22 protein-coding genes are annotated in these 23,374 nt (G+C 52.8%); 8 read left to right on the forward strand and 14 right to left on the reverse strand.

The window, feature by feature from the left end; all coding sequences use genetic code 11:
- Positions 1-35: 35 nt before the first annotated feature.
- From EQG79_RS11520 to EQG79_RS11530, 3 genes are all read right to left on the reverse strand, one after another.
- Positions 36-848, reverse strand: a complete 813-nt coding sequence (locus tag EQG79_RS11520) for an MlaE family ABC transporter permease (protein ID WP_077923378.1) — start codon at positions 846-848, stop codon at positions 36-38.
- 390 nt (positions 849-1,238) lie between these two features.
- Positions 1,239-1,997, reverse strand: a complete 759-nt coding sequence (locus EQG79_RS11525; protein WP_077923377.1) for a lytic transglycosylase domain-containing protein — start codon at positions 1,995-1,997, stop codon at positions 1,239-1,241.
- 144 nt (positions 1,998-2,141) lie between these two features.
- A complete protein-coding gene (locus EQG79_RS11530; protein WP_129601538.1) occupies positions 2,142-3,071 on the reverse strand; it encodes a YEATS-associated helix-containing protein in 930 nt (309 codons plus the stop codon).
- A 155-nt stretch (positions 3,072-3,226) separates the two neighbouring features.
- Here EQG79_RS11530 and EQG79_RS11535 point away from each other — a divergent pair, with 155 nt between their 5' ends.
- Together EQG79_RS11535 and EQG79_RS11540 are read left to right on the forward strand one after the other, a co-directional pair.
- Positions 3,227-4,069 (forward strand): CvfB family protein, encoded by an 843-nt coding sequence (locus tag EQG79_RS11535; RefSeq protein WP_129601539.1) that lies wholly within the window; start codon positions 3,227-3,229, stop codon positions 4,067-4,069.
- Positions 4,070-4,435: 366 nt separating this feature from the next.
- On the forward strand, positions 4,436-5,827 hold the full coding sequence (locus EQG79_RS11540; protein ID WP_077923374.1) for a DUF4932 domain-containing protein: 1,392 nt from the start codon (positions 4,436-4,438) through the stop codon (positions 5,825-5,827).
- Positions 5,828-5,833: 6 nt separating this feature from the next.
- Here EQG79_RS11540 and EQG79_RS11545 read toward each other — a convergent pair whose 3' ends face one another.
- A complete protein-coding gene (locus EQG79_RS11545; protein WP_129601540.1) occupies positions 5,834-6,595 on the reverse strand; it encodes a hypothetical protein in 762 nt (253 codons plus the stop codon).
- A gap of 22 nt (positions 6,596-6,617) precedes the next feature.
- Entirely contained in the window at positions 6,618-6,776 is a 159-nt protein-coding gene (locus tag EQG79_RS30965) for a hypothetical protein (RefSeq protein ID WP_161492805.1), read from the reverse strand.
- A 289-nt stretch (positions 6,777-7,065) separates the two neighbouring features.
- On the opposite strand from EQG79_RS30965, the gene EQG79_RS11550 reads away from it, so the two are divergent.
- Positions 7,066-7,698, forward strand: a complete 633-nt coding sequence (locus EQG79_RS11550; RefSeq protein ID WP_077923371.1) for an HAD-IA family hydrolase — start codon at positions 7,066-7,068, stop codon at positions 7,696-7,698.
- Positions 7,699-7,728: 30 nt separating this feature from the next.
- Here EQG79_RS11550 and EQG79_RS11555 read toward each other — a convergent pair whose 3' ends face one another.
- A complete protein-coding gene (locus EQG79_RS11555) occupies positions 7,729-8,022 on the reverse strand; it encodes a zinc-binding dehydrogenase (protein WP_129601541.1) in 294 nt (97 codons plus the stop codon).
- A 157-nt stretch (positions 8,023-8,179) separates the two neighbouring features.
- Positions 8,180-8,539 carry a winged helix-turn-helix transcriptional regulator gene (locus EQG79_RS11560; protein WP_077923369.1) on the reverse strand — a complete coding sequence of 120 codons (360 nt, stop codon included), beginning with the start codon at positions 8,537-8,539 and terminating at the stop codon, positions 8,180-8,182.
- A 128-nt stretch (positions 8,540-8,667) separates the two neighbouring features.
- On the opposite strand from EQG79_RS11560, the gene EQG79_RS11565 reads away from it, so the two are divergent.
- The 3 genes from EQG79_RS11565 (at position 8,668) to EQG79_RS11575 (ending at position 10,873) form a co-directional block, all read left to right on the forward strand.
- Complete coding sequence (locus tag EQG79_RS11565; protein WP_129601542.1) at positions 8,668-9,456, forward strand: SDR family oxidoreductase; 789 nt, start codon at positions 8,668-8,670, stop codon at positions 9,454-9,456.
- Positions 9,457-9,519: 63 nt separating this feature from the next.
- Positions 9,520-9,843: a nuclear transport factor 2 family protein gene (locus EQG79_RS11570; protein ID WP_129601543.1), complete on the forward strand. Its 324-nt coding sequence runs from the start codon at positions 9,520-9,522 to the stop codon at positions 9,841-9,843.
- A 247-nt stretch (positions 9,844-10,090) separates the two neighbouring features.
- Positions 10,091-10,873, forward strand: coding sequence for a hypothetical protein (locus EQG79_RS11575; RefSeq protein WP_240699337.1), 783 nt, complete (start codon positions 10,091-10,093; stop codon positions 10,871-10,873).
- A 67-nt stretch (positions 10,874-10,940) separates the two neighbouring features.
- Here the strand turns inward: EQG79_RS11575 and EQG79_RS11580 are convergent, their stop codons facing one another.
- Entirely contained in the window at positions 10,941-11,786 is an 846-nt protein-coding gene (locus tag EQG79_RS11580; protein ID WP_077923365.1) for a DUF1206 domain-containing protein, read from the reverse strand.
- Positions 11,787-12,501: 715 nt separating this feature from the next.
- On the opposite strand from EQG79_RS11580, the gene EQG79_RS11585 reads away from it, so the two are divergent.
- Positions 12,502-12,837: a PadR family transcriptional regulator gene (locus EQG79_RS11585; RefSeq protein WP_077923364.1), complete on the forward strand. Its 336-nt coding sequence runs from the start codon at positions 12,502-12,504 to the stop codon at positions 12,835-12,837.
- 3 nt (positions 12,838-12,840) lie between these two features.
- Positions 12,841-15,516 (forward strand): permease prefix domain 2-containing transporter, encoded by a 2,676-nt coding sequence (locus EQG79_RS11590; RefSeq protein WP_240699338.1) that lies wholly within the window; start codon positions 12,841-12,843, stop codon positions 15,514-15,516.
- 252 nt (positions 15,517-15,768) lie between these two features.
- Here the strand turns inward: EQG79_RS11590 and EQG79_RS11595 are convergent, their stop codons facing one another.
- The 6 genes from EQG79_RS11595 to EQG79_RS11620 all read right to left on the reverse strand — a co-directional run bounded on the left by EQG79_RS11595 (position 15,769) and on the right by EQG79_RS11620 (position 23,289).
- Positions 15,769-16,767, reverse strand: a complete 999-nt coding sequence (locus tag EQG79_RS11595) for an ABC transporter substrate-binding protein (protein ID WP_129601545.1) — start codon at positions 16,765-16,767, stop codon at positions 15,769-15,771.
- Positions 16,768-16,809: 42 nt separating this feature from the next.
- Positions 16,810-18,129: a sulfatase-like hydrolase/transferase gene (locus EQG79_RS11600; RefSeq protein WP_077923362.1), complete on the reverse strand. Its 1,320-nt coding sequence runs from the start codon at positions 18,127-18,129 to the stop codon at positions 16,810-16,812.
- 517 nt (positions 18,130-18,646) lie between these two features.
- Positions 18,647-19,159, reverse strand: coding sequence for an SgcJ/EcaC family oxidoreductase (locus EQG79_RS11605; RefSeq protein WP_161492803.1), 513 nt, complete (start codon positions 19,157-19,159; stop codon positions 18,647-18,649).
- 53 nt (positions 19,160-19,212) lie between these two features.
- Positions 19,213-20,427 carry an amidohydrolase family protein gene (locus EQG79_RS11610; RefSeq protein ID WP_236648884.1) on the reverse strand — a complete coding sequence of 405 codons (1,215 nt, stop codon included), beginning with the start codon at positions 20,425-20,427 and terminating at the stop codon, positions 19,213-19,215.
- A 10-nt stretch (positions 20,428-20,437) separates the two neighbouring features.
- Positions 20,438-21,178, reverse strand: coding sequence for a LytR/AlgR family response regulator transcription factor (locus EQG79_RS11615; protein ID WP_077923360.1), 741 nt, complete (start codon positions 21,176-21,178; stop codon positions 20,438-20,440).
- 5 nt (positions 21,179-21,183) lie between these two features.
- On the reverse strand, positions 21,184-23,289 hold the full coding sequence (locus EQG79_RS11620) for a sensor histidine kinase (protein ID WP_077923359.1): 2,106 nt from the start codon (positions 23,287-23,289) through the stop codon (positions 21,184-21,186).
- Between the last annotated feature and the right edge of the window lie 85 nt (positions 23,290-23,374).

A 23,374-nucleotide genomic window follows, 5' to 3' on the forward strand; every position in this document is an offset into this window, starting at 1 on the left:
TCAATCAGACGTTGGCCCCTATGCTCGTACGCTTCCTAGCTGCCGCGGATCGCGTTGGCGATCTGGAGCGAGAGAAGCTCTTCAATGAATACTAAAAACATGGCGGTTACCACCGACGAGTTGGCGGCTTTACCCACGCCTTCGGTGCCTTTCGACGAGTGGTAGCCTTTGTAGCAGCCCACCATCCCGATTGTGAATCCAAACGCAATGGATTTGATCAGCGACATGAAAATGTCGAGGTAGGTAATGGCCCCGAAGACCTCCTGAATATATGAGGTGAAGCTGGTCTGCTCGTTCTGGTTTACGTTTATATACGCACCAATCAGGGCCACGAAGATCGTATACATCGTCAGCAGCGGAATAGTGAACGAAGTAGCCAGCACCCGCGTAACGACCAGAAATTTAAACGGGTCGGTTCCGGAAACTTCCATGGCGTCGATCTGCTCGGTAACGTTCATGGAGCCGAGCTCGGCTCCGATACTCGATCCTACCTTGCCGGCTGCAATCAGTGCCGTAACCAGTGGGCCCAGGGCCCGCACGACCGCAATGGCAATCAGCGACGGTAACCAGGAGGTAGCCCCGAATTCGGTCAGCGACGGTCTCGACTGGTTCGTGAAGACGATACCCGTTATAAAACCGGTCGTAGAGATCAGCAGTAACGACCGGTATCCGACTTCGTAGCATTGCCGGATAATTTCTTTGAATTCGTAGGGGGGAAGGAGGGCTTCGCGAAAAAATCGACCTACAAAAGCCGCCACATCGGCCAGATTAATGAAAAACCGCTCAAACCGCCGGGGAATAGAAGGGCGGGAGGGTGGGGAGTCCGTTGATTTGGTGTCAGCTTGCATTCAAACGCTACGTGTAGTGCCCGCAAATGGCGGGGCGAATGTATGCTAATAACTGATTTAGACCAACAGGGTTTATTTATTAAAGCTATGAGCGGACTACGGTCCGGCATAAACCCGGAATGGGAGGCCTTTCCCGTAACGATGACTATGGGTTGTGTAGGGAATCTGGTTTCGTCATTGTTACCGCCAGTCTCCCAGGAGCTTGTTTGGGGAAGGGTGGTTTTCCCCCCCAGCCCCCTAAATGGGGAGCCCATTCGGCGGAGCTATCTCCCCCTTTAGGGGGCTGGGGGGGAAAAAGGGCGGCCCCTCGAGCCGACTAAAGTCCGCAGATACCTTCCCCAAATAAACTCTAAAGGGGCGGGGGTAAATTGGCCTGGGGCATATCGTGCGTTACGACAAAAAGGACAGGTAATCGTCGGGACGCGACAGAACTTCTTTATATACCAGTACCCGAAACAGGTAATAACGGGTTTCGCGGGGGAGATTCATCCGGTAGTAGTCGCGGTGGGCGTCGCGCCGGAGCTGGTTTTTCAGATAGCCGGGCCCCGCGTTGTAGGCGGCCGCTACCAGCGACCAGGATCCCAGCTGATCGTATAATTTACGCAGATATTTGCAGGCAGCTACGGTTGCTTTATGAACGTTGAACCGTTCGTCAACCCCTTTTCCCACTTTCAGGCCCAGCTCGCGGGCCGTGCCCGGCATGAGTTGCCAGTAACCCGCAGCGCCCATCGGCGACACGGCTTTTGCCTTCAGCCCACTCTCGGCCAGCGGCACGTAGCGGAAGTCCTGCGGGATGTCATACTGCTCCAGAATAGGGTCGATGATCGGGAAAAACGCATCGGCTCGTTTCTGGAGGCTGCCCAGATCGCTGGTATTGTTCCGGAAGAGGGTGAAAACGTGTTTCCAGCGGTCAGCAACGGCACTCTGGTCAAGTGGAAGACATTCTCCGCAAAAATTGACGTCGAGCATAGGAAGCTCGTTGCCAGCCGATATCGCCGACGACCCCGCGGGCATTGAGGAGTTAATGAACAGACTGGTACGGGTTGCGTCGGCCTGTAGCAAAACCGGGCTGGTGGCCGTTTGAAATGAGGTGATAGGCGATTGAGTAAACTTGGCTGCTACCGAGACGGCCGGACGAAAAGCAGCCATCAACAGAGAGAATCCTACGCGTTTGATCAAGACTAAACTCAGATGGTTATGAGTCTATAACGTAAGTAGGCTTTATAATCGTCTATTGATAATCAACATTTTGCACGAAGGTTTCTTTATATGACGGAAAACCGACGGCTACAATCAGCGATTTCTGAAGCTTTGAGGAGCGGTTGGAACCTGGTTCGGATCGGCCAGATCGAGCTCCAGATGAATGCCGCCCGGGGCTTCGGCGCCCACCGTAAACGCCCCCCAGGCGTACAGGGCGAGCGTGGCTGCCCGCTGCTGAAACATGACCCGGTGCTCGTCGGGTGTGAAGCTATCGTGCAGGTGGAAGACCACAATCGCGTCGGCGGGGAGCTGAACCGAGTCGGGTGCGGTTACCTGAAGATGTACCGCGAAAAAATCGTTGTCGTTGTCCACCGCTTCGACCGTTGCCGACAGTTGGTAACCCTCCCGAACGGCCAGCCCGCCCCAGCGTCCTTTCTGCGGATCGTCGGGATGAGATGCGGACGTGGGCTGATTCAGGACTTCGAGGGTGCTGGCAGACGCGGCCGACCGACGTGCGGGGGCCAGGGTTCGCGCTTTCTGCACTTCCTTGAGGCCCCGGAGCGTGGCGGTATTTTCCTGTATTTTCTGGTTGGCCTCGGCGGCTGTCTGCCGGGTGGCCTGCACATCCTTTCGGGTCTGGTCGATTTCCTCTTTAGCCTCTTTGACCTCTTCTTTCAACTGGGCGATGACCCGGTCGCTGACCGATGCAATGAAGCGCGACGAGGAGATGGCTGCCAGTAAGCAAAGGCTGATAAAAACCAGGAGATTGATGGCCTTGTCGGCGGCTGACAGCTCTGGCCCGGCGGGGTAAAACAGTTTATCGAGAATTTTGCTCTGGGTAACGAACAAAAAGACGGGCACCAGCGCCGAGGCTCCAATGCCCAGAATAACGCAGCGACCCAGCGAGTTCGGCTGTCCATTGGGCAGGGGGGCGTAGAAAAAATTAACGATGCCGCCAATAATGCCGCCGGTAAGCATCACCAGCAGCACAGTCCAGAGGTCGGGAGTGAAGGGTATAGTCATGGGTGGGGTTGATAGTCAATTGATTTTGTAAATAAAAGAAGATGCCGGCGCCGAACCAATGAGGGAATCGCCCTATTTCAGATGGGTTTCTACCGGTATGTCGTGTATCAGCGCAAAAACGCCGACCTTTGCCCCCGGTACGTGATTTATGCCCCATGCTCAAACTCGGACGATTCAACACATTAACCGCCCTGCGTGAAACCAGCGTTGGCTTTTTCCTGAACGATACGCCCACTGGTGATCCCAAAGACGACATTCTGTTACCCAACAAGTATGTGCCCCGCGATCTGGCCGTGGGCGACACCATCGATGTGTTTGTGTATAACGACTCCCTCGAGCGACCCGTGGCAACTACGCTCGTTCCGGCCGTGCAGCGCGATGAGTTTGCGACCCTGCAGGTAATGGCCGTAACCGATGCGGGGGCGTTTCTGGACTGGGGGCTGGAAAAAGATCTGTTTGTGCCGTTTCGGGAGCAGAGCCGCCCCATGCAGGTCGGGCGGTGGTACGTCGTGTTTGTCTATCTCGATGAAGAAACGAACCGGCTGGTTGCATCGAGCCGGGTCAACCGCTTCCTCGACCCCGACGTGAGCGATCTGTACGTGGGCGAAGAGGTGCAGCTGCTGGCCTACGAAGCCACCGAGCTGGGTATGAACGTTATCATCAATAACCGCTACAAGGGACTGGTTTACCATAACGAGATTTTCCGGACGGTGCGCCCCGGTGACCCACTCATCGGCTACATCAAACATATCCGCGACGACAACCGGGTCGACGTTAGCCTCCAGCGCCCGGGCTATGAAAACGTAGAGCCGAACGCCCGGCGCATCCTGGCCGAACTCCGGTCGGAGGGTGGTTTCCTGCCGCTAACGGACAGCAGCGCGCCCGAGGAGATCTACCGGCGACTCGAAATGAGCAAAAAAACGTTCAAGAAAGCCATCGGTACACTCTACAAAGACCGGAAAATCACCATCGAGGATGCCGGCATCAGGCTGGTATAGAGCCGGTTGTTGGCTGGTCTTTGCGCAGAAAGGATGAGTCGGTCGTGATAATACGGCAGCTAAAGCGGCACATAACCGATGAAATCGATTCGTGAGATAACCATTGGGCCATGAACATGGCTTAACTGAACGCAAACCATATCGGTTTAGAGTCATCGATTAACCATGCCGTTTTTCGAAAAACGGCATGGTTGCATTGTTTGGAGCCATATTCGGCTTATTAATCCCCCCATTTGTAGTACTTTACACCACTCAGATTAATCACACCACCGCCAGGAAGCTTATAAGTAGACAGCTCCTTTCGTTTTCGTTGAGTTACTAGTCACTATTTCACCCAGCCCTACCTTGAAAGCCAACGATTGCGGTATGAGAACTGCGTTAATGAGCAGCCTGCTCGCTGTTTCCTTATTCAGCTTCGCACAGGTGCCCATTACCCATCGACTTCAGATTCGGGGCGACACCCTTCGCTATACAATCAATGGCTTCAACTTAACTGATGTGTTCCATTTCTCGAAAATGGACTCGGTAAACAACTTCAACTCGCCCCAGAAATACGAAGGAAAACTCATCTCATTTGTGCTTGCTACGGGTGATCAACAAATTACTGTTGACCACAACGAGGGTAAGCTGCTCACCCAGCGAATCGCTTTGACCAACGGCTCCCTCACCAAATACATTCAGATTCGATTTTTTGGCGATATATCCGCTCAGTTTTCCGCTGACTACCAACGGCGGTTTGGCGGTACGGTTAGCTACGAAATTCCGGAAACGTTCGAGTTGGCCAATATCGCTATGGCCTTAACAGAAGCAGGTCAGAAAGACCCCAATATGATCGATCAGACTGGCGGTTATTTCACCCGCCTGAAGGCGTATTTTACTCCCCAGCTCAACCATCCGCTTATTCGGCGACTGAATGAACAGCTAAAGACGGGTGGTTATAATGTCTATCAGGGCGTTCGCCAGAATGCGTATATCATGGTCCTGAATCGGCAAGGAATACCAACTCAGGGAGGTGTTTATAAGGCTATGTGGCCGGCAGCGAACGACATGGCCGAATACCCATACCAGTGGGCTGATTTCGTACAGAAATCCGGTTTCCGAAAATTCTACCAGAACAATCAACCGTTTTATCAGCAGAACATAGCCCGGGTTAAACAACTCTTGCCGGTTAAACAAATGCAGACGTGGCTGGAACGACAATTCCCGGGCATTCATTACAATAGTCAGCGTATTGTTTTCTCGCCCCTGATTGGTGGCGCTCACGCAACCCAGAAATTTGCCGATCGGGGGTATCAGGAGAGCTTGATGTTTATTTGTGATGCGAAAGCGTACAATCAGAGCACCCTTTCTGACGCCGAGATTGCCGGGTTGTACTCCAGCATCGTCTTCACCGAGGTTGATCATAACTTTGTGAACCCCACCAGTGACAAGCATCTGACGGCAATCAACACTGTATTTAATGATCGGCCAAAGTGGACCCGAAAAGGCGATTCGGATCACTACGGCAATGCTTATGAGATCTTTAATGAATACATGACGCATGGCGTACATTTGCTTTACATCAAAGACAACTACCCGCTGAATGTATACGAACTGGTGCGCAAAGAGCGGGTAGACTTGAATGCCAGCCAGCGTGGCTTTTATCGATTTGAGGCTTTCGTGAATGAACTACAGCGGCTTTATGCCTCTAAAGAAGCCACCCAAACGATTGCTGATTTATATGGCCCGCTGTTAGACTGGGCAAAGCGTGTACCGTGAAGGAATTTAATAGTGTTGCCATGAGCCAGTCCTTCTTTGGTGGTAAAATGATGAAAGGATTTGCCATCGTAGCGATAAACACCGGCGCCGGCAGAAGCAAGCCAACGGTTGCCGCGTCTTGACCTGACTCTGCAGGGCACGCATCTGCGCTTCTGTATGTTGCTGGTTGAGTTGCTGACGGGCCAGGTCGGACTGAAGTTGCTGGCGCAGCCGGTGTTCCCGTTCGCGCAGCAGTTCCTGCTCGGCCAGTATCTGTCGGCGGGTTTCGCGTCGCTGGCGGTACGATAGCCCCAGCGATACGCAGGCCATGTCGAGCAACAGCCCTAACTGGCCGATAAACCCTGGATGAATAGGTAGGGGCAGGTTGAACAGTCCAGCTCGTATACCAGCCTGGCCGTGCTGGACAATAACCAGAATACCCAGCAGTTCGCTGATCAACAGGCCCAGCGTTGCGACGACGAAAAAACGGGCCAGCACATCCGTTTTCCGGAGCGTGACATAGACGGTATACGCTATGGTCAGGTAAGTTGCCAGGATAATGAGGACTCGAATCAGGTTGAGCTGCGTTTCGTGCCAGTCGGTTTGCCAGGCCGATGAAAACAGGTTGAAATACACTTCCGGTAGTGCTACGATAGCTATACCCCATTGAACCCGCCGGTAGCAGACCAGCAAACCAGGCCGGTCTGCTACCGGCAGAAAGGTGAGGGCTATCTCTAAATAAACCAGCGAAAACAGGTATAGCGGAATGGTTTGTATGAAGGCGAGCACGTGGGGCGGTAAGCGGACATAGTCAACGCCGAACCCGGTCGAACCCGGTCATCCAAAGTAGAATATAAAGCGTGTACTGACCGTAGATGCGCTCCTGATAAACGGCCCACTGAATCAGGTTAGCGATCAGCATAACCAGCACGGCTCCCGTAAAAAGCAGGAACCACTGGTCATAAGTCATTGCGAAAGAAGGTATTGGGTGGAGTAGGTAGAGTCAGCGAAAATAAACAATTAGCGTTTCATCGGCTAGTTTACCGCTTCATAACAGGACGGTTTGAATCCAGCCGGGCGGGTAGCAACTTTGGGTATGCCTGTAAACAACCCAACCGCATGAAAGCCCGACGGACCCTTCTGGCCACCGTACCCTTTGCTGGACTAGTGGCAGCTCAGTACATCAACCACCTCCTGAAACAGCCCAGCCGCCGGTTAACCGACGTGGACCAGACTAACTTGACAAACCCATCCTTACCATGAACTTCAAGCTGATTATCTTCGATTTTGACGGTACCCTCGCCGATTCATTCCCGTATTTTCTGCGGACCATGAATGCGCTCGCCACCACCTATAATTTTCCGGTTATCCAGCCTCAGGACGTAGATCAGCTGCGGGGACTCGATGCCCGCCAGATGATCAAACGAGCCCGGTTGCCCGCCTGGAAGATTCCGCTTATTGTCAGTTCATTCATCCGACGCATGGGCCAGGATATCGACCAGATTCACTTATTCGACGGTGTGCCTCAGCTGTTGAGCCAGTTGGCCGGTCAGGGGGTTAAGCTGGCGATCGTCAGCTCTAACAGTGAGGAGAACATACGGCGGGTACTTGGCCCGGTAAACGCGTCGCTGATCAGCCATTACGGGTGCGGCTCGTCGCTTTTCAGCAAGCAGCGCAAATTCAAACGCGCCATGGAAAAGATGGGCGCCAGTCGGCAGGAGACGCTTTGCGTTGGCGATGAAGTGCGCGACATAGAAGCCGCTCGGGAAGCCACCGTGGCCTTTGGCGCAGTGACCTGGGGCTATACCCGCCCGGATGCGCTGGCCGCTTACCCCGGAATCAGCCTGTTTCATACGCCGGCCGATATTGCCAGAACCGTGCTTGAGCCGTAGCCGCAGTAGCCATACGATTCCTGTACGCGGTCAATCAGGAACAATCACCGACTTTCCAATCGTTTTGCCAAGACGGGCTTCGCGGTAGGCTTCCCTGACGTTACTGAGCGTATAGGTCTTATCCAGCACAACCTGCAGGTCGGCTTCGGCTAGCTTTGTTAACGTAGTGAGCCCTTCAGAGCTTGTTTGGGGAAGGAATCTGCTGACTTTAGTCGGTTTGAGGGGCTGGGGGGGTGTAAGATTCGGTCTCTGCATAGCTTTTCCTACTTGACCACACTGCCCCAAACAATTCCTCTGAAGGGACTGGGGGGTACAGGTAGCCATTCCGGCCAGCGAGAATTCATAAAATTCCTTCCCGAAACACCCTCTGAAGCCCACACTGCATGGCTGATCTGTACGAAGCAGATACCAGGCCGTTACAACGATATGCCCGATGGCTTCGGCAAGCGGTAGAACCTGCCTATGGCAGCCATACGGGTGGTTAGGGGTGGATGCTCTTCAGAATGAGCGTCCGTAATCGCTGATCATGCTGGTCGCCCCACTGCCCGATGGCCCCAATAATGGGTATGAGCGATTGGCCCAAATCGGTCAGATAATAATCGACTTTGGGTGGTACAACCGGGTAGATTACCTTTCCCACCAGTTCGTGGCTTTCCAACTCCTTTAGCTGTACGTTCAGCACGCGCCGGGAAGCACCCGGAATTTTTCGCTGTAGCTCGCTGGGGCGCTGAAAGCCTTCGTGGATGAACCACAAAAGCCGCATCTTCCATTTTCCATACAATACTTCGCCAATCAGGTCGAGGCCGCAGTTCAGCTCGGGCAGTGTTTTCCGTTCGTACATATGACAAAGATAACCAGGTGTCCGGGCTAGGTCAATAGGGATAAATTTGTCCCTATCTGATTCGTAAGTCCGTACTTGTCAGCGCCTGTCGTACGCCCGAAATTTGTCCTGAACAAAACAACCGCGTTATGAAGGTTACCATTGACAACGAACTGGCGGGCAAAATTGCCCTGGTTACCGGCGGCAGCAAGGGAACGGGTAAGGCCATCGCCGATCGCCTGTTAGAAGCAGGTGCCACGGTAATCAGTACGGCCCGAAACAAGCCCGAAGACCAGCCGGATGACATCCATTTCATCGCTGCCGATTTGAGCAAACCGGACGGCACTCAACAGGTAATCGATGAAGTACTCAGTACATTCGGCCATCTGGACATCCTGGTTAATAATATGGGCGGCTCCGAAACGCCGGGTGGTGGGTATGCCGTACTGTCCGATGCGGATTGGCTGTCATCGTTACAAACGAATCTGCTGGCACCCGTGCGACTGGACCGCGGGTTTCTGCCCGGCATGATCAGGCGCGGGCAGGGAGTTATTGTCCACATCGCGTCGATCCAGGCCAAATTGCCTCTGTATGACGCCACGCTGCCGTATGCCGCTGCGAAAGCGGCCCTGGTCAATTATAGCAAAAGCCTGTCTAACGAAGTGGCTCCGAAAGGGGTACGCGTGCTCACCGTATCGCCGGGCTGGATTATGACCACAGCGTCGAGCCGAATGATGGAGCGTATTGCCGAAAGCGCAGACGTCACCGCCGAACAGGCGGCTCAGGGGGTAATGGCTGCGCTGGGCGGCATTCCGGTCGGCCGACCCGCCTGGCCGGAAGAGGTGGCCGAGCTGGTGGGCTTCCTGGTATCGCCCCGGGCGGCCTACCTGACCGGCACCGACTTTGTCATTGACGGCGGCACCATACCCACCATATAGTCCGGAATGCTCCAAACCGACATCCCTGTTGAATCTGCTTACTCAACCATAAACAGTATATCAATGAACCTCCCTGACAACATAGCAGGCCTTATCAAGGCTCAGAACGACCTGAACAGCACCGCCTTTGCCGGGTTTTTTACCGCCGAAGCGCAGGTCTCTGACGAAGGATCATCCTACTCGGGCCGGGATGAAATTAAGCAGTGGATACAGCAGGCGTCCGAAAAGTACCAGATGCAGCTAAAACCACTTGACTATACTCAAAACGGCCCCGCGGCCGAGCTGACCGTCGAAGTGAGCGGCACGTTCCCCGGAAGTCCGGCGGTTTTGCAATACCACCTTGAACTGGATGGCCCGCTTATCCGTTCCTTACGAATTTCAGGGTAAAAGGAGCCCGCAAAAATTGACTCCCAATGGCTCAGGGTATTGCAGTTGGCTCATGTAGTGAGCCAACTGCAATACCCTGAGTTAAACGAATGACGATACAATGATTGGCAAATCGGTTTTTGTACGGGCCGCTTCGGCTTTGGGAATGCTGGTGTGTTCAGGGCTTACCCTGGCGCAAACAGTAAGCCCCAGGTACGATAATGACCCATCTCAGCGAATAAAAATTGCCCCCGAAAGCGTTTTTACTATGTTTCGCGAGGCTGGCCTGAAGCCCATTAACCACGAGTTGACACCTGCCCAAAACGAAAAGGTGAGCAGGGCTTTTTCCCGGTTGCCTCCGTTACATCAGCAACTGTTGAGGCAGCATCTGCACAGCATCAGCTTCATGGACAACATGCCCAACACGGCATTGACGTCGCTGCTCGATTCAGGCGACGGGCCGAAACGGTTCAACATTACGTTTCGGGCGGGCTTGCTGAATGAGACCATCTCCGAATGGGCATCGTGGAAAGAAAATACCTGCTTCAACCGGACCGCTGATTCCAGCTATGCTGTGCGGGTCGAAGGGGGGAGCCTGGACGCCATCCTTTACGTAATGCTCCATGAGGCTACGCACGTCGTCGATGCGGTGATGGGCATTACCCCGCCAACTTCGCAGAGACACGCACTCGTTGAACCGACACCATTTACCAAAGAGGTTTGGCGCACGATGAACGCGCCTGTTGAGGAATACGTCAATCCGCTGCTGGAGCAGACCCGTTTCCGGAGTGGTCGGCCGATGGTAATCAGCATGGCTCCGGACGTGTATCGGAAACTTGCGCAAACACCTTTTCCGTCCTTGTATGGTATGGCGGCCTGGACTGAAGACATTGCCGAGCTGGTGACGATCTATCACCTCACTACCCGCCTGAAGCAGCCGTTTTATGTGGTTGTCACAAAAGATAATGTTGAAGTGGCTCGATTCGAACCCATGAAAAACCCGTTGGTCAAGCCGCGTTTAAAGCAGCTAGCGGCTTTCTATGTACCCTGAGCGGTTGTCTGCTGAGGCTGAAAACTACTTTATTTCGAACAGCCTCTTACAAACTCATCTGCGTTTTTTAGTTACTCGTGTTGATAACTTCGTACCGGGCGCGTACGAACATGAATACGCCGTAGCAAAACAAACCCACCGCTACGGCGCCGAGCAGATACGAGCCGTAACTGGATTTTTCCAGGAAGGCAAACGCATGGCTACTGCCGCCGGCTTCGCTGGCATTAGCCGCCATGGCCGCTTTTATGAACAAGTAGCCGATAATTCCCCAGACGACACCCCGCGCGATGTATCCCAGTTTACCGGACCGGATGATCATCTCCTTCAGTTCCGTTTTGATGGAAGAGGTCTGAACATTTTTCAGATATTTACCCGACAGGGCCCGGTAGATCTGGTACAGCCCGACGCCAATGATACTCAGGCCAATCAGGCCGACGAGCCACTGGCCAAACGGTTTCTGCAGTAGTTCCCGAACGAGGGTCTGGCGCGTGTCTCCGCCCTGACTTGCCTGGCTACCCAGTACCATCCGGAACGATCCATAAGCCAGGAATCCATAGACCAACCCGCTGAAGGCATAACCTACCCGACGACCAATGCCTTTGGCGTCGGTTCCTTTGTTCTCGTTATCCAGGAAAGCCTGAGTTAGCCGCCAGAGGGCGTAGCAGACCAGACCAATGGCCACCAGTGCCAGTAGAATCTGTCCAAACGGTTGTTCCAGTATGAATCGAAATATCCCCTGTTTGTTGAGGTTACGTTCCGAACGACCGCCTATTTCGAAGGCCGCCATAAACGCGAGTATACCTACCAGGCAGTAAACAACTCCTTTGGCCGCCAGGCCAAACTTAGCAAAACGCTTAACCCATTGGGGCTGAGTGGAAGGTATGTGGGAAGAGAGGCTGGATAAGGTTGTCATCTATATCGTTCGGTTTACTGGGCGCTCACACAAATTCACTGAAATTGACCAGCCCACGTCTTGAACAACATAATTTGTCCACAAAAAGACGGAGAGAGTTTTTAATTCTATTTAGTGGTAAATGCAATTTGATCGCTGATTTAGACTGGCTATTGACTCGTAATTTGTACCACTGTTCACCAGTTAGCTCATTTAAAAATTAGCTCCCAACAGCGACCTATGATGGGCCAGAACAAGGTAGAGTGAGTCGTCTGTAATCTTGGGTGGAGCATGCTGTCTACAGAGGAAGGCAGATTAGTAGCCGGTGTATTTGGAGAGCTATTGATCACGGTCCATCAATCGGATCAATCGCTATCTCAGGAAAGCCCGCTGTCAGGGGCTTCATAGCCAGGTCTCGACGGCCTACAGCCAGTGCAAAAGTGAGTGGATCGAGCAGGTAGAAGCCGAAGCGGTAGCCCATTATGCTAAATCCTACAGGTTCGCCTAAGAAGGGGCTTCGTCTCAAGGGGGAGCCATTTAGAAGAATGTGCTCATGCGCAAATCAGAGTTTCTGTAAACGGCCCAGGCATACCTACTACCGGACAGCATTTGTACGGTTTCGGACATGTATAAACTAATTTACAGGATATATTGCTGAAAAATAGGTAGTTATATAGTTGGCACTCTATTTGTTCAACAAGTACTAAAGAAATATAACTTTTCTAGTCCATTTGGTATGAGTAGAACCTACCTGGGCGAGTTTGAAGAGTTGGTCTTACTCGCTGTGGCCCTGCTTCAACAACATCCCACAGGAGCCTATGGCGTCACCATTGCCGACGAACTCCAGCAACGAACCCACCGAACCACGTCCGTGACGGGAGTGCATGTGGTTTTGTATCGCCTGGAGGAAAAAGGCCTCGTTGGCTCGGCCTTAGGGGGAGCTACCCTGGTCCGGGGTGGACGGCGCAAACGTTTTTTTACCTTGACGGCGGCTGGGCATCAGGTACTGCGGGAGATGCGTCAACTCCGGATGGGATTTTGGGAGGCTTTACCCACCCCTTTTTTTTCCTAACCGATGGACAAGTCTTTCTCCGACCCGACACCTCAGCACCCGTCGTCCCGGCAGCCGCCCCGCTGGGCCGACCGCCTGCTCAGTTGGTTGACGCCCCCTGATCTGCTGGAAGAGTTGCAGGGGGATCTGCACGAGCAATTTGTCCAGCGAGTTGACCAGGTCGGTTCCCGCCGAGCCCGTTGGTGGTATGGCCTGGAAGCGCTGAAGGTCATTCGACCCTATTACCTACGGCGTCGAGTAGCCAGGCTGGCCAACCGGCAACAGGAGCTCTTCGCGAAGCGACGGGCAACCACCCGTCCTTACTTTACCCCTGAATACCCCTCGCCATCTCTACTTAATCCGGATATGATTCGCAACTATGTTAAAATCGCCTGGCGCACCCTGTGGAAAAACAAACTTTTTTCATTGGTCAATATACTCAGTTTGTCACTCAGTATGGCCGTTGGTGTTATTCTGTTTACCGGCCTGAAAGCCACGTTTGATACCGACCATTTTCATCCAAAATTAAATCAACTCGTACGCATACTCACCCAGGAAACAACCGAAGGGGTACAAACCAACTGGGCAACCGCTCCTTTGCCCCTGGCGACTCAACTGGACAGCGTCTCCTTTGTTGAGAGAACGGTAAAACTACGCCTGGCCGGAAAATATAATTTGCAAACCGACAAGGGTGATATACCTATTGACATAAAATTTACAGAACCTTCTTTTTTTGATGTTTTTGGCTTTACCCTGTTGTCAGGGAATGCACAAAGTCTTGGCAACAATTCTTCCACACTTTTTTTAACCCAAAAAACAGCAGAGAAATTATTTGGCAGCACCAATGTCTTAGGGCATACAGTTCTAGTTGAAAATTTAGGCTATTATACCGTTGGGGGAATAATCCAGGACCCGCCTTTAGAAACCCATCTGCCCATTGAGGCCATGTTGTCAATTCGTTCTGCTGAGCTGCTTGAAAAAAAAGGAGTAATAAGTAGTGCTTCACACGATTGGGGAGGGTTCAAGAGTTCAGCCATTTATGCTCGTTTACAATCAAACAGTAATGCAGAGCAACTTAATACAACGCTCCAGAACTATACCCAGAAATTGCATAAGAGCCAACTTCAATTTTTGGCCCAACCCCTGGAAAATATTACCCCTGGAAAAATTGATCTTAAAAATAACCCTAATGCAGGTACTAGTTGGGAAGACGTAAAAACGCAGCTATTCATAATTCTATCGTTAACCCTTTTAGCTGCTTTCAATTACATCAGTTTGGCATTGGCGCGTGCTTTCTCCCGGGCGCAGGAAGTAGGTGTTCGCAAAACCATAGGCGCAACAAGAGGACAGGTTATCGGTCAATTTTTAATGGAATCGACCCTTGTTGCTCTATTTGCTTTGTTGTTTACCGTGCCCTGTGTTACTATTTTAGCCAACTATATACCCGACATGGATGATGTGATATTCTCCTGGGATATAGCCCTGATAGTAGGCTTGATCACCTACGCCGTTATCACAGGCTTAGTCGCAGGGGCTTTTCCGGCCTGGCTATTGTCGGCGTTTCAGCCGATACAGGTTTTGCGTAAAATGAAGAATATAAAGCTGTTCCGGGGTGTTGCTGTTTACAAAGGTTTGATCGTCGTTCAATTTTCTGTGACCATCCTGTTTATGATACTGGTTGTCATAGTAGCCGATTATGATCGAAAAAACAATGCTATTATTAACTCAACCGTGCCATCCAATGTACTGACACTGGATTTAAAAGGTGAAAAATATCAGAACCTGCAAAACGAAATAACTAAGTTAAGTCAGGTAGAAACGACTTTGGCCACGAACTGGTACTATGAGCCCCTTAAAATGGGTAAGGATTCTGTAACGATAAACAATAAAACGCTGGCAATAAATTACGTAAGTATCGACCCGCGAACCCTTGAAACAGAAGGTGTCCGCTTACTAGCCGGGCAGAATTTTCCTGAACACATGCCCCAAAGTACGGAGCAATATGTGTTGGTAAATGAAGCTGCCGCAACATTACTGGCATCTAAATCGGTGAGCCTGGTGGGGCAAAATCTCTTACTGGACTCTGCCTTTGTACAAGTCATTGGCATCCTACCCAATGAGATTATTGGCCAGCAACGCCCGTTACTCTATCGGTATTTGCCCAATGAGATAACCACCTTGACTATAAAAATAAAGCCATTTACAGAAATAGAAGCGACCAAGGCCATTCAAGCCGTATGGAAAGATTATTTTCCTGAGAAAACAGCCAATCTTTATAATGTAAAAGCGTATCGCTATTCAGGAGAAATCAGTGGAGAAATGGAAATTTTGGGAGGCTCTGCCCTGATTGTCCTAATAATCGCTGCGTTAGGCATTTTAGGCATAGCCAGCTACTCCGTAGAAACGCGCACGAAAGAACTGGGTATACGAAAAATATTAGGCGCAAACAATCTGAAATTGGTGTGGATACTTACCAGAAATTTTGGTGTTCTCATGCTTATTGCCGGCCTTATTGGTGTTCCAGCGGGCTTATTTTGTGGTGATTTACTCAGAAAAGAGATGGGCAGTTATCTGGATTTTGGTCTCGTACATGTAAGCATAGCCTTTGGTTTTGTTGCCCTAGTCGGACTACTGACTGTTCTATCCCAAACCATTCGAGCGGGGCAAATTGAACCGGTAAAGGTTTTAAAAGTCGAGTGAAAATGGTAAACCATTCATTAGTCGGTTTTGACGATGGCCAAACAATGAATCCTGTACCACGACACCATGACGACCGACCCTGCAACGACTGATTAAGAGTTGCGAAAAACCAGGGTACATGTCGCTAGCACATGTACAATTCAATGATTATTTATCCTAGTAACCAGAGCGGGGGATCCATACCCGAAAGCTGACGAGGGGCTGCCGGATATGTTTATATATGGGAAAGTCAGTAATTGTGTAGATGCTTGTTCAACGGTCCATAACCTGGTTTGCCTGTGCCAGTAACTCGTTGGGAAAGCTGACGCCTATCTGGTTAGCGGCCTTTTTATTCAGCGTCAGGTAGTACTTCTCCGGATGCTTGGCCGGGAGCTCGCCCGGCTTGGCGCCTTTCAGTATGTTGTCTACGTAGCGGGCGGCTTCGCGGAACTGCTGCGGTAGGTCAGGTGCCCACGACATGAGCCCGCCAACTTCCACAAAGGCGGTTGCCTGATAGATGGCGGGCAGTCGGTGCTGCGTAGCGAAGTCGACAAGGAGCTGGCGGTTCGCAAGGGACACGGCGCCCTGAAAACTCAACAGGCCGTTCATACCATCGGTCAGTATCTCGCTTAATGCGTTTTGTAAAGCCGGCAATGAAGCTGCCCGGTAGACGCTGACTTGTAGGCCCAGACCGGCCGCTGCTTGCCGGGCGTCGGCTTCCTGGGTTTCGTGGCCACCAACGCCCGGTGTAGTCGACAGCAGGGCAATGCGTTTGGCATCTGGCACCACGGCGTGCAACAGCTGAAGCCGCTTTGCAGTAAGGCCCGGGGGCAGTTCATCCAGGCCTGTATAAAGGCCGCCGGGATGGTCCAGTGTTTTGGCGAAACCGTTGCTGACCAGGCCCGGACAAGTGGTAATCACCATGGGCATCGCTGGATTCGCTTTTCGTATTTCCAGCGCGAAAGGAAGGGAAGCCGCAACGATCAGGGATAAATCCATTTGCGCCAGCTCAGCCGCCATAGCTGCGGCATCGGTCGTGTTGGGTCGGGCCAGCCTCTGCTCAATATGAATGTTTTTACCTTCGGAATATCCCAGTGTCGTCATCTCCTGCCGAAAAACGTCTTCCAGGGCCAAAACCCCCGCTCCACCCAGATACCCAATGCGGGGAGCGGCCTGCTGTCTAAAATAGGGGATAACAGGGGCTACGGTCGGCAGCACCGTCAGCCGCGAAAGCTCCTGTAGAAACCGCCGTCTTGTTAGTAGGGTATTCATGCATCAGGCGTCTTATAGTTCAGGGAGTACCTGACCCTGGTTTTAGTCTGCTACCAGCAGCGTCTTTTCCCAGTCCGCGTATTTTCGTTTCAGCCGGGCAAAAATGGCCTGATGCCTTTCTTTCAGATCGTTTTTTTCGGGTTGGTCATTCGCCAGGTCAAACAGGTACTCTCCCTGCTGATCCTGTAGATATTTCCAGTGGCCATCTTTAATCGCCTGCTGTTTGTTGCCATGAAATTGCTTCCAGTAAAAGGTTCGGTCGACGGTTTTCTGGACACCTCTGCAAACTGGCATCAAATCGATCCCATCCAACGGGAAAGCTGCCGGGGCTTTGGCGCCCCCTGCCGATAAAATGGTCGCTGTCCAGTCCATCGTAATGGCAGCCTGTTGGGTAACAGTACCCGCTTTAATCTGGCCTGGCCATCGAACGAATGCCGGTACCCTGATACCTCCTTCCCATAAGGTCATCTTCCCTTCAGATAGCCCGCCGTTATCCGAGAATCGTTCGCCCCCGTTATCGTTGGTGAAGATGATAAGGGTTTGCTCCGACAAGTGGGCCGCATCGAGGCTCTTCATCAGCTCTCCAATTCCTTCATCAAGCCTTTTGACCATGGTTGCATACGTTGAGCGGGAGCCATTTTTTGTAAAGTCAATGGTATCGGCATAAGCCTTGTCGGAAGGTCCTTGCCAGGGCCAATGGGGGGCATTGAACATAATGGCCAGAAAGAAAGGCTTGTCATGGGGTTTCCTGATAAAGGCAGCTGCTTTCTGTGTAAATAGATTGGTGAGGTACCCCTCGGGATAAACAGGGGTATCATTTTCATACAGATCATGGGCCCGCTGTCCAGGGGGGCCACTCTTGTGAGCTGTATAATCGGCCGCGCCAGCGAGTATGCCAAAAAAGTAGTCAAACCCATTTTTTGTCGGGTTATGTTCAGGCCGAAAACCCAGGTGCCATTTGCCGATCAAAGCGGTTTCGTAATTAGCCGCTTTCAATAACGAGGCTACCGAAGGATAGGCCTGGGTTAATCCAACGGCACTATCCTTTTTGCTTTTAGTCAGGGGTTCTTTCAGCCCAACCGGCGTTCGGGCCGGATACCGGCCCGTCATAAAAGCGGTGCGGGTTGGCGTGCAGACCGGAGCCGCCGAATAGGCATTGACAAACTTTATCCCCTGAGAAGCTAGTTTGTCCAGATTAGGCGTTGGGTAGTCTTTGTTTCCATAACAACTCAAATCGCCATAGCCCATATCATCCGACATGATGTAAATAATATGGGGCCGCTGAGCATACGTATTACCAGAAGCTGTAACCAGCAGTAATACGACAACCTTTCTGAAATACGCATGAGCCAAACGAAACATACCGCATTGGTTAACATGTGATCGATACTAAGCGGACTACCACGGGTTATACTAACCCCTAGGTCAGTTATACAGACCTTTACGAACCGGGCCTTGCCTTATTGGTAATCTCCATAGCTGGCCGGATCCGAAACCGAAGAAGTACGGAACGACCATGCCTGTCTTCACCATAAACTGTCCCCTTGTAGTTGGCATGCTACACGTTGAATGGCTGCAATCGAATCCGCGAGTAACCTGGAGCGATCGGTTCACGCGGTCAGGTCGAATGGGCCGCCAGGCAGTAGTACAAGAGCTTGTCCATGACCTTCCATCAATGGCTGTTTCGGTCTGGATTGAGCCATACGTAGAGCAAAGGAAGAGTATGCATCGATGGCTACTGACCCTTTTATCTGCACGTCTTAACGAAGAAAAGAATAATACCTTTACGCATATACACTTACTGTGTAAGCGGTACTAGTTTGTAAGTCAGCTAAATACCTGATCTGCCGGTACGCTGCGTAGGGGGCTATTTCGTTCCCTACCTGAGTGCCGGAACGGGCGTGTCTGGCTTTAGGTCGACATTGTGGTAGACGACAATTTTCCAGTTGCCTGTTTGCTTTTGGAAAACCTGAAGCAGCCGGGTATGCAGGCGTCCCTTATCGTCGACGTGAATAGCTTTTGGCCCACCGCCTTTCGGAAATCCGGCAACCTGAGTGAGTGTTTCAACAACGGCGACATCGGGACCGAGAAACCGGAACGAGACTACCTGCTGCTGTAAAACCGTATTGGCAAACATGCCTTTGAAGATCTCCACATGCCTGTCTAAAAACTGCTGGTGCCCGGTGAAAAACATACCCCGAATATTGGTAAACGTTCCGGTTTCGGCGAACCGTTTAGAGTAGGTAACCGCATCTCCGCTGTTCCAGGACGTGACTTCTTCCTGAAGAATAGTTTGGATAGCCAACGAATCGGCATTTTGTTGGGCTTGCATCGGCGTCGCAAAAAGCAGAACCAGACTTGTCAGGGTACTGATGAGGATTAGAGATTTCATCGTTGTGCGATTCATATAGCTTATGGTTTAATGTTTACATAAATGCCGTTCGCTTAGGCGCTAATCCGGAAGATGCGCTCGGCGTTTCTATGCGCTACTTTGGCCCGTTCATCATCCGTGAGCGTTGCCGATTCGATAAAGGAAACGGCTGGCGTTGTGGGTTGGTAGGGGTAATCAATGGCCCACATAACCGAGTCGAGGCCGAGCTTGTCGATGCTGAACCGAAGCGCCAGCGGGTCTTCAACACCACTGGTGGTGATCGAGAAGTTACGTTTGAAGTATTCGCTCGGTTTGAGCTGGTTTCCCCGACCGGCCCGGGCGCCGGGTGCGCCCATGAAGTCGAGCCGCCACAGCCAGAACGGTAGTGCTTCGCCCATATGGCCCAGAACAATCTGCAGGCGGGGAAAGCGATCCAGAACCCCACTCAGCATTAACCGAAGAGCGTGCGTACCGGCTTCAATACCATAGCCCCAGATAGCCCCTTCGATGCGGTAGTCACGGAAAGGGGCAGCCATGCCATCTGACGGAGCGCGGGGATGAATGTAAAGTGGGGCGCCCAGGGCTTCGGCGGCTTCCAGGATAGGCCAGAACCGTTGTTCATCCAGGTAGCCGTTGCCGGTATGGGAGTTGACCAGAAACCCGTTCAGCCTGAGAGCATGAATCGACCGTTCCATTTCCCGGGCAGCCTCGGACGGGTTCTGGGGCGCAAAGCAGGCCAGCCCCGCGAAACGAGTCGGATGACGGCGAATGGCCTCGGCCAGCCGGTCGTTGGCCAGCCGGGCCAGGCCCACCGCCTGATCGGGTTCAAACATCTGCACACCCGGTAGTCCCAGCGAGAGCAGGTGCATATCGACCCCGTTCGCGTCCATATCGGCCAGGCGACCGGCATCCAGGTCCAGCAACTTGGGCAGCATCAATCGAGAACTGGCGTCCCGGTTCGACACCGGAGGGGGCGCCTGCGTCTGATCTTTGGAGGCCATCAGGTCGGGGGTGCCGTAAATTGCGCTGAGGAGTTTCAGATCCAGGTTCGAGCCACCCCGTTTGGCCAGGTCGCGCACGGCCGTAGCTATTTCGGGAATCATGAACGCTTCTTCGGTAGCAATCTTTCGTACCCGCTTTTCGACAACCGGGACCGCTCTTCGTTGGGCACCAGAGGGACGATCCCCGGCCGGTTCGGGCCACCCGCCAGCGGTAGCAAGCGCCGACAGCTGAGCCAGTACGGTCCGGCGATTGACCGGCGCACTCCCTTCGTTTGGTTTGGTAGACATAGTCGTTTGGTTAAAAACTGATGGCCTGTAGAAACTCCGCTTTTTTTCGTTTAGCCACGTCGAGCGTTACTCCGTTGCTCATCACCACCTGACCGCCATCGCCCCGGATGTATCGCTCCACGAACGACTTGTTAATCATGTGGGCGTGGTGAATACGCAGGAATGTTTCGGTGGGCAGTAACTCGTCAAACTCTTTCAGGGTGCGGCTCACCAGAAACGTAAGGGAGCCTGTCAGGTGGATGTACGTATAGTTTGCGCTGGCTTCGAGGTAAATAATGTCATCGATGTTGACGAATTGCAGACCCTCGAAGGTAGGAATGCCGATACGCCGGGGTTGTTTCTTCTGTACGTATTCCAGCAGCAGTTGTACCTGCGATTCGGCCGACTGGTTTGTCCGGTTTGCTTCGGCTTTAGCGACGGCCGCCTTTAGCTCGTCGATGTCCACCGGTTTTACCAGGTAATCCAGGGCACTGTACCGAATGGCTTTGATGGCGTAGTGGTCATAGGCCGTGACGAAGATGAGCGCGAACTGTCGGTACGATACGTGCTGAAGCATCAAAAAGCCGTTCATCACCGGCATCTCGATGTCCAGAAACACCACATCCGGCTGCAGGCGATCAATAGCCTGCTGCCCATCCCGGGCGTTATCGCAACGGGCTACGATTCGGATCTGCGGACAATGTCGACCCAGCTTTTCACCCAGCGAACTCAGGTTGCTCTGGTCGTCGTCAATCAGTATGGCGTTCAGCATAGCCTTTAGGGTTCAGCACTACTAATCCTTACGACTGCTTTGGTACCTGCTGGTCTACCGTTTTCTTCCAGGTCGGTGATCTGAACATCGGCCAAACGGCTGTGCCGGTTGTGAAGCTGAATGCGCTCCCGCGTAATCTGGATGCCATACGACTGGTGACCGGGTCGGTTCAGCTCCCTCAGCCGGGCGGCCTGGGTGCGGCCAATACCATTATCGACTACCGAATAAATGATGTATTCATCCCTCAGTTGCGCGGCAATATCCAGCTGGCGACAATTGTCATGCTTATTGAGCAGACCGTGATGGATCGCGTTTTCCACGAAAGGCTGGATAAGTAACGGCGGCACGTTGTAATCGCCTTCCATCAGCTCCGGATCAGCCGTCAGCGAATAGCTGAATTTATGGTTGCACCGGAACTGTTCCAGCTCCAGGTACAGGCGCAGCGTATCGAAATCTTTTTGAAAGTGAACCCGATTATTCTTGGAGCTGTCGAGCACCAGCCGAATCAGTTTGGCGAACCGGGCCAGGTAGGTAGTGGCCCGGTCAGGCTGTCCGGTCTGGATGAGGTTATCGATGGCGCTCAGGCAATTGAAAATAAAATGAGGGTTCATCTGGGTGCGCAAAGCCTGCATCTCCAGCTCAAGGGCTTTGCGTTTGAGGCTCGACTGGGCCTGCTCGTAGCGCAGGGCTTCGTTTTTTCGCTTAAGGGTTATCGTTCGAATCACCAGCAGCGAACACACAAACAGCGCCAGTAACCCGCCCGCCAGCATAGTCGTTGACTGCGTTTGCCGCTGCAACTCCTGTTGCTTTACCACCAGTTGCTGCTCCTTCAGGGCCTTGTCCTGTTTTAACAGCCGGATGCGATTTTCGGCCTGCCCAGCCGCCAGGTACAAAGCCGTCCGCTGAGCAAACTGACGGGTAGCCAGCGAATCGTTGATGATCGTATACTGCTTGAAGTACACGTAGGCGCTGTCGGGTCGCTTTAGCCGCTCGAACAGGGACGCCATAAGTCCATTGGCATCTTTGAGGTACTGTTGATTGGCCGTCTGGGAAGCGGTTTGGCGTAGTTCGCGGGCGTAACGCAGGGCAATCGGATACTTCTGTTTCCCCTCGTATACGCGGGCTACCGTCAGCAACGATTGCATCAGCGGTATCACATCCCGCTTCTGGCGCAGGCCATCCAGCAGGGGCAACACATCGGCCAGGACCTGCTCATATTGATGACGGGCCAGCTGCACCTCCACCGAATAGCCCCACACGTAGGCCCTGAACTTGTTCCGAACGGCCTCGTCGGTGGTCAGTACTGCCAGGTTCCGCAGGTGTTTCTGCTGATAATACAGCACCGAGTCGTAGTTACGGAGTTGCAGGTGGGCGTAGGCCATGTCTTCCAGATGGGGCCAGAGCAACAGAAACGGCGTGAAGTAGGGCAAACTCTGGTGGTAATAATCCAGCGCCTTCTGCGGGTCGCCTACCCGGTTGAACGACCGCCCGATGAACGCCAGCGAAACCGCCGTCAGCGCCGAGTCTTTCAGCTCTTTGCCTATTTTCTGGGATTCAATCAGGTTTTCAAAGCCTTTCCAGTATTGACCCCGTTTGCAGTACTGATAGCCCGTTGCCTGTATGGCCCAGCCCAAAGCCGATTTATCCTGAGCGGCCAGGGCCAGCTGCCGGGCGTGAAAGGCGGCTTGCAGGCCCTGCTTATACTGTCCGAGGCTCCCCCGCGCAATGGCCAGCAGGTAATACGCTCTCGACAGCGTGGTCGGTTCGTTCTTGTTGTTCAGTAACCTGATGACCTGTTCGCTCCGGCGAACCATGCGCTTATAATCGGCCAGCAAGCGACCTGCTACGTCGCCCTGCGTAAGTAAGGCGACGCCCTGCCCTTTCAGATAGTCAGTACGTACAGACTGCTCATAAGCCAGCCGCGCATATGTAAGCGCCGAGTCGGCATGTACGGCGTAAAAGGTAAAGGCCCAGCCCATGGCGTTGAGGCTGTCGGCCCGCGCCCGGCCTTCCAGGGTTGGCAGCGCCCGCCGTAGCCGATCGATGCCGGCTGTTTGCGACCAGCCCCGTATCGTCAGTATCAGCAGCAGCAGGGTCAGGCTAGTTCGCATACATAGTCGTAGTTAGAGGAACAGTTAGGGAACTACTCGATCAGCTGCGCGAAAATCGTATCTAGTTTACTGTAATAATTGGTAA

Source organism: Spirosoma sordidisoli, assembly GCF_004138325.1.
Classification (GTDB): Bacteria; Bacteroidota; Bacteroidia; order Cytophagales; family Spirosomataceae; genus Spirosoma; species Spirosoma sordidisoli.

What these genes read in the sequence shown, in the direction of transcription:
- EQG79_RS11595 (WP_129601545.1), bottom strand. Translation starts at nt 16,767, where the DNA reads ATGAATACCCTACTAACAAGACGGCGGTTTCTACAGGAGCTTTCGCGG.
- EQG79_RS11560 (WP_077923369.1), bottom strand. Translation starts at nt 8,539, where the DNA reads ATGTACGAACGGAAAACACTGCCCGAGCTGAACTGCGGCCTCGACCTG.
- EQG79_RS11605 (WP_161492803.1), bottom strand. Translation starts at nt 19,159, where the DNA reads ATGAAATCTCTAATCCTCATCAGTACCCTGACAAGTCTGGTTCTGCTT.
- EQG79_RS11520 (WP_077923378.1), bottom strand. Translation starts at nt 848, where the DNA reads ATGCAAGCTGACACCAAATCAACGGACTCCCCACCCTCCCGCCCTTCT.
- EQG79_RS11540 (WP_077923374.1), top strand. Translation starts at nt 4,436, where the DNA reads ATGAGAACTGCGTTAATGAGCAGCCTGCTCGCTGTTTCCTTATTCAGC.
- EQG79_RS11535 (WP_129601539.1), top strand. Translation starts at nt 3,227, where the DNA reads ATGCTCAAACTCGGACGATTCAACACATTAACCGCCCTGCGTGAAACC.
- EQG79_RS11585 (WP_077923364.1), top strand. Translation starts at nt 12,502, where the DNA reads ATGAGTAGAACCTACCTGGGCGAGTTTGAAGAGTTGGTCTTACTCGCT.
- EQG79_RS11615 (WP_077923360.1), bottom strand. Translation starts at nt 21,178, where the DNA reads ATGCTGAACGCCATACTGATTGACGACGACCAGAGCAACCTGAGTTCG.
- EQG79_RS11620 (WP_077923359.1), bottom strand. Translation starts at nt 23,289, where the DNA reads ATGCGAACTAGCCTGACCCTGCTGCTGCTGATACTGACGATACGGGGC.
- EQG79_RS11565 (WP_129601542.1), top strand. Translation starts at nt 8,668, where the DNA reads ATGAAGGTTACCATTGACAACGAACTGGCGGGCAAAATTGCCCTGGTT.
- EQG79_RS11525 (WP_077923377.1), bottom strand. Translation starts at nt 1,997, where the DNA reads ATGGCTGCTTTTCGTCCGGCCGTCTCGGTAGCAGCCAAGTTTACTCAA.
- EQG79_RS11580 (WP_077923365.1), bottom strand. Translation starts at nt 11,786, where the DNA reads ATGACAACCTTATCCAGCCTCTCTTCCCACATACCTTCCACTCAGCCC.
- EQG79_RS11575 (WP_240699337.1), top strand. Translation starts at nt 10,091, where the DNA reads ATGTTTCGCGAGGCTGGCCTGAAGCCCATTAACCACGAGTTGACACCT.
- EQG79_RS11550 (WP_077923371.1), top strand. Translation starts at nt 7,066, where the DNA reads ATGAACTTCAAGCTGATTATCTTCGATTTTGACGGTACCCTCGCCGAT.
- EQG79_RS30965 (WP_161492805.1), bottom strand. Translation starts at nt 6,776, where the DNA reads ATGACTTATGACCAGTGGTTCCTGCTTTTTACGGGAGCCGTGCTGGTT.
- EQG79_RS11610 (WP_236648884.1), bottom strand. Translation starts at nt 20,427, where the DNA reads ATGTCTACCAAACCAAACGAAGGGAGTGCGCCGGTCAATCGCCGGACC.
- EQG79_RS11555 (WP_129601541.1), bottom strand. Translation starts at nt 8,022, where the DNA reads ATGGCTACCTGTACCCCCCAGTCCCTTCAGAGGAATTGTTTGGGGCAG.
- EQG79_RS11590 (WP_240699338.1), top strand. Translation starts at nt 12,841, where the DNA reads ATGGACAAGTCTTTCTCCGACCCGACACCTCAGCACCCGTCGTCCCGG.
- EQG79_RS11530 (WP_129601538.1), bottom strand. Translation starts at nt 3,071, where the DNA reads ATGACTATACCCTTCACTCCCGACCTCTGGACTGTGCTGCTGGTGATG.
- EQG79_RS11570 (WP_129601543.1), top strand. Translation starts at nt 9,520, where the DNA reads ATGAACCTCCCTGACAACATAGCAGGCCTTATCAAGGCTCAGAACGAC.
- EQG79_RS11600 (WP_077923362.1), bottom strand. Translation starts at nt 18,129, where the DNA reads ATGTTTCGTTTGGCTCATGCGTATTTCAGAAAGGTTGTCGTATTACTG.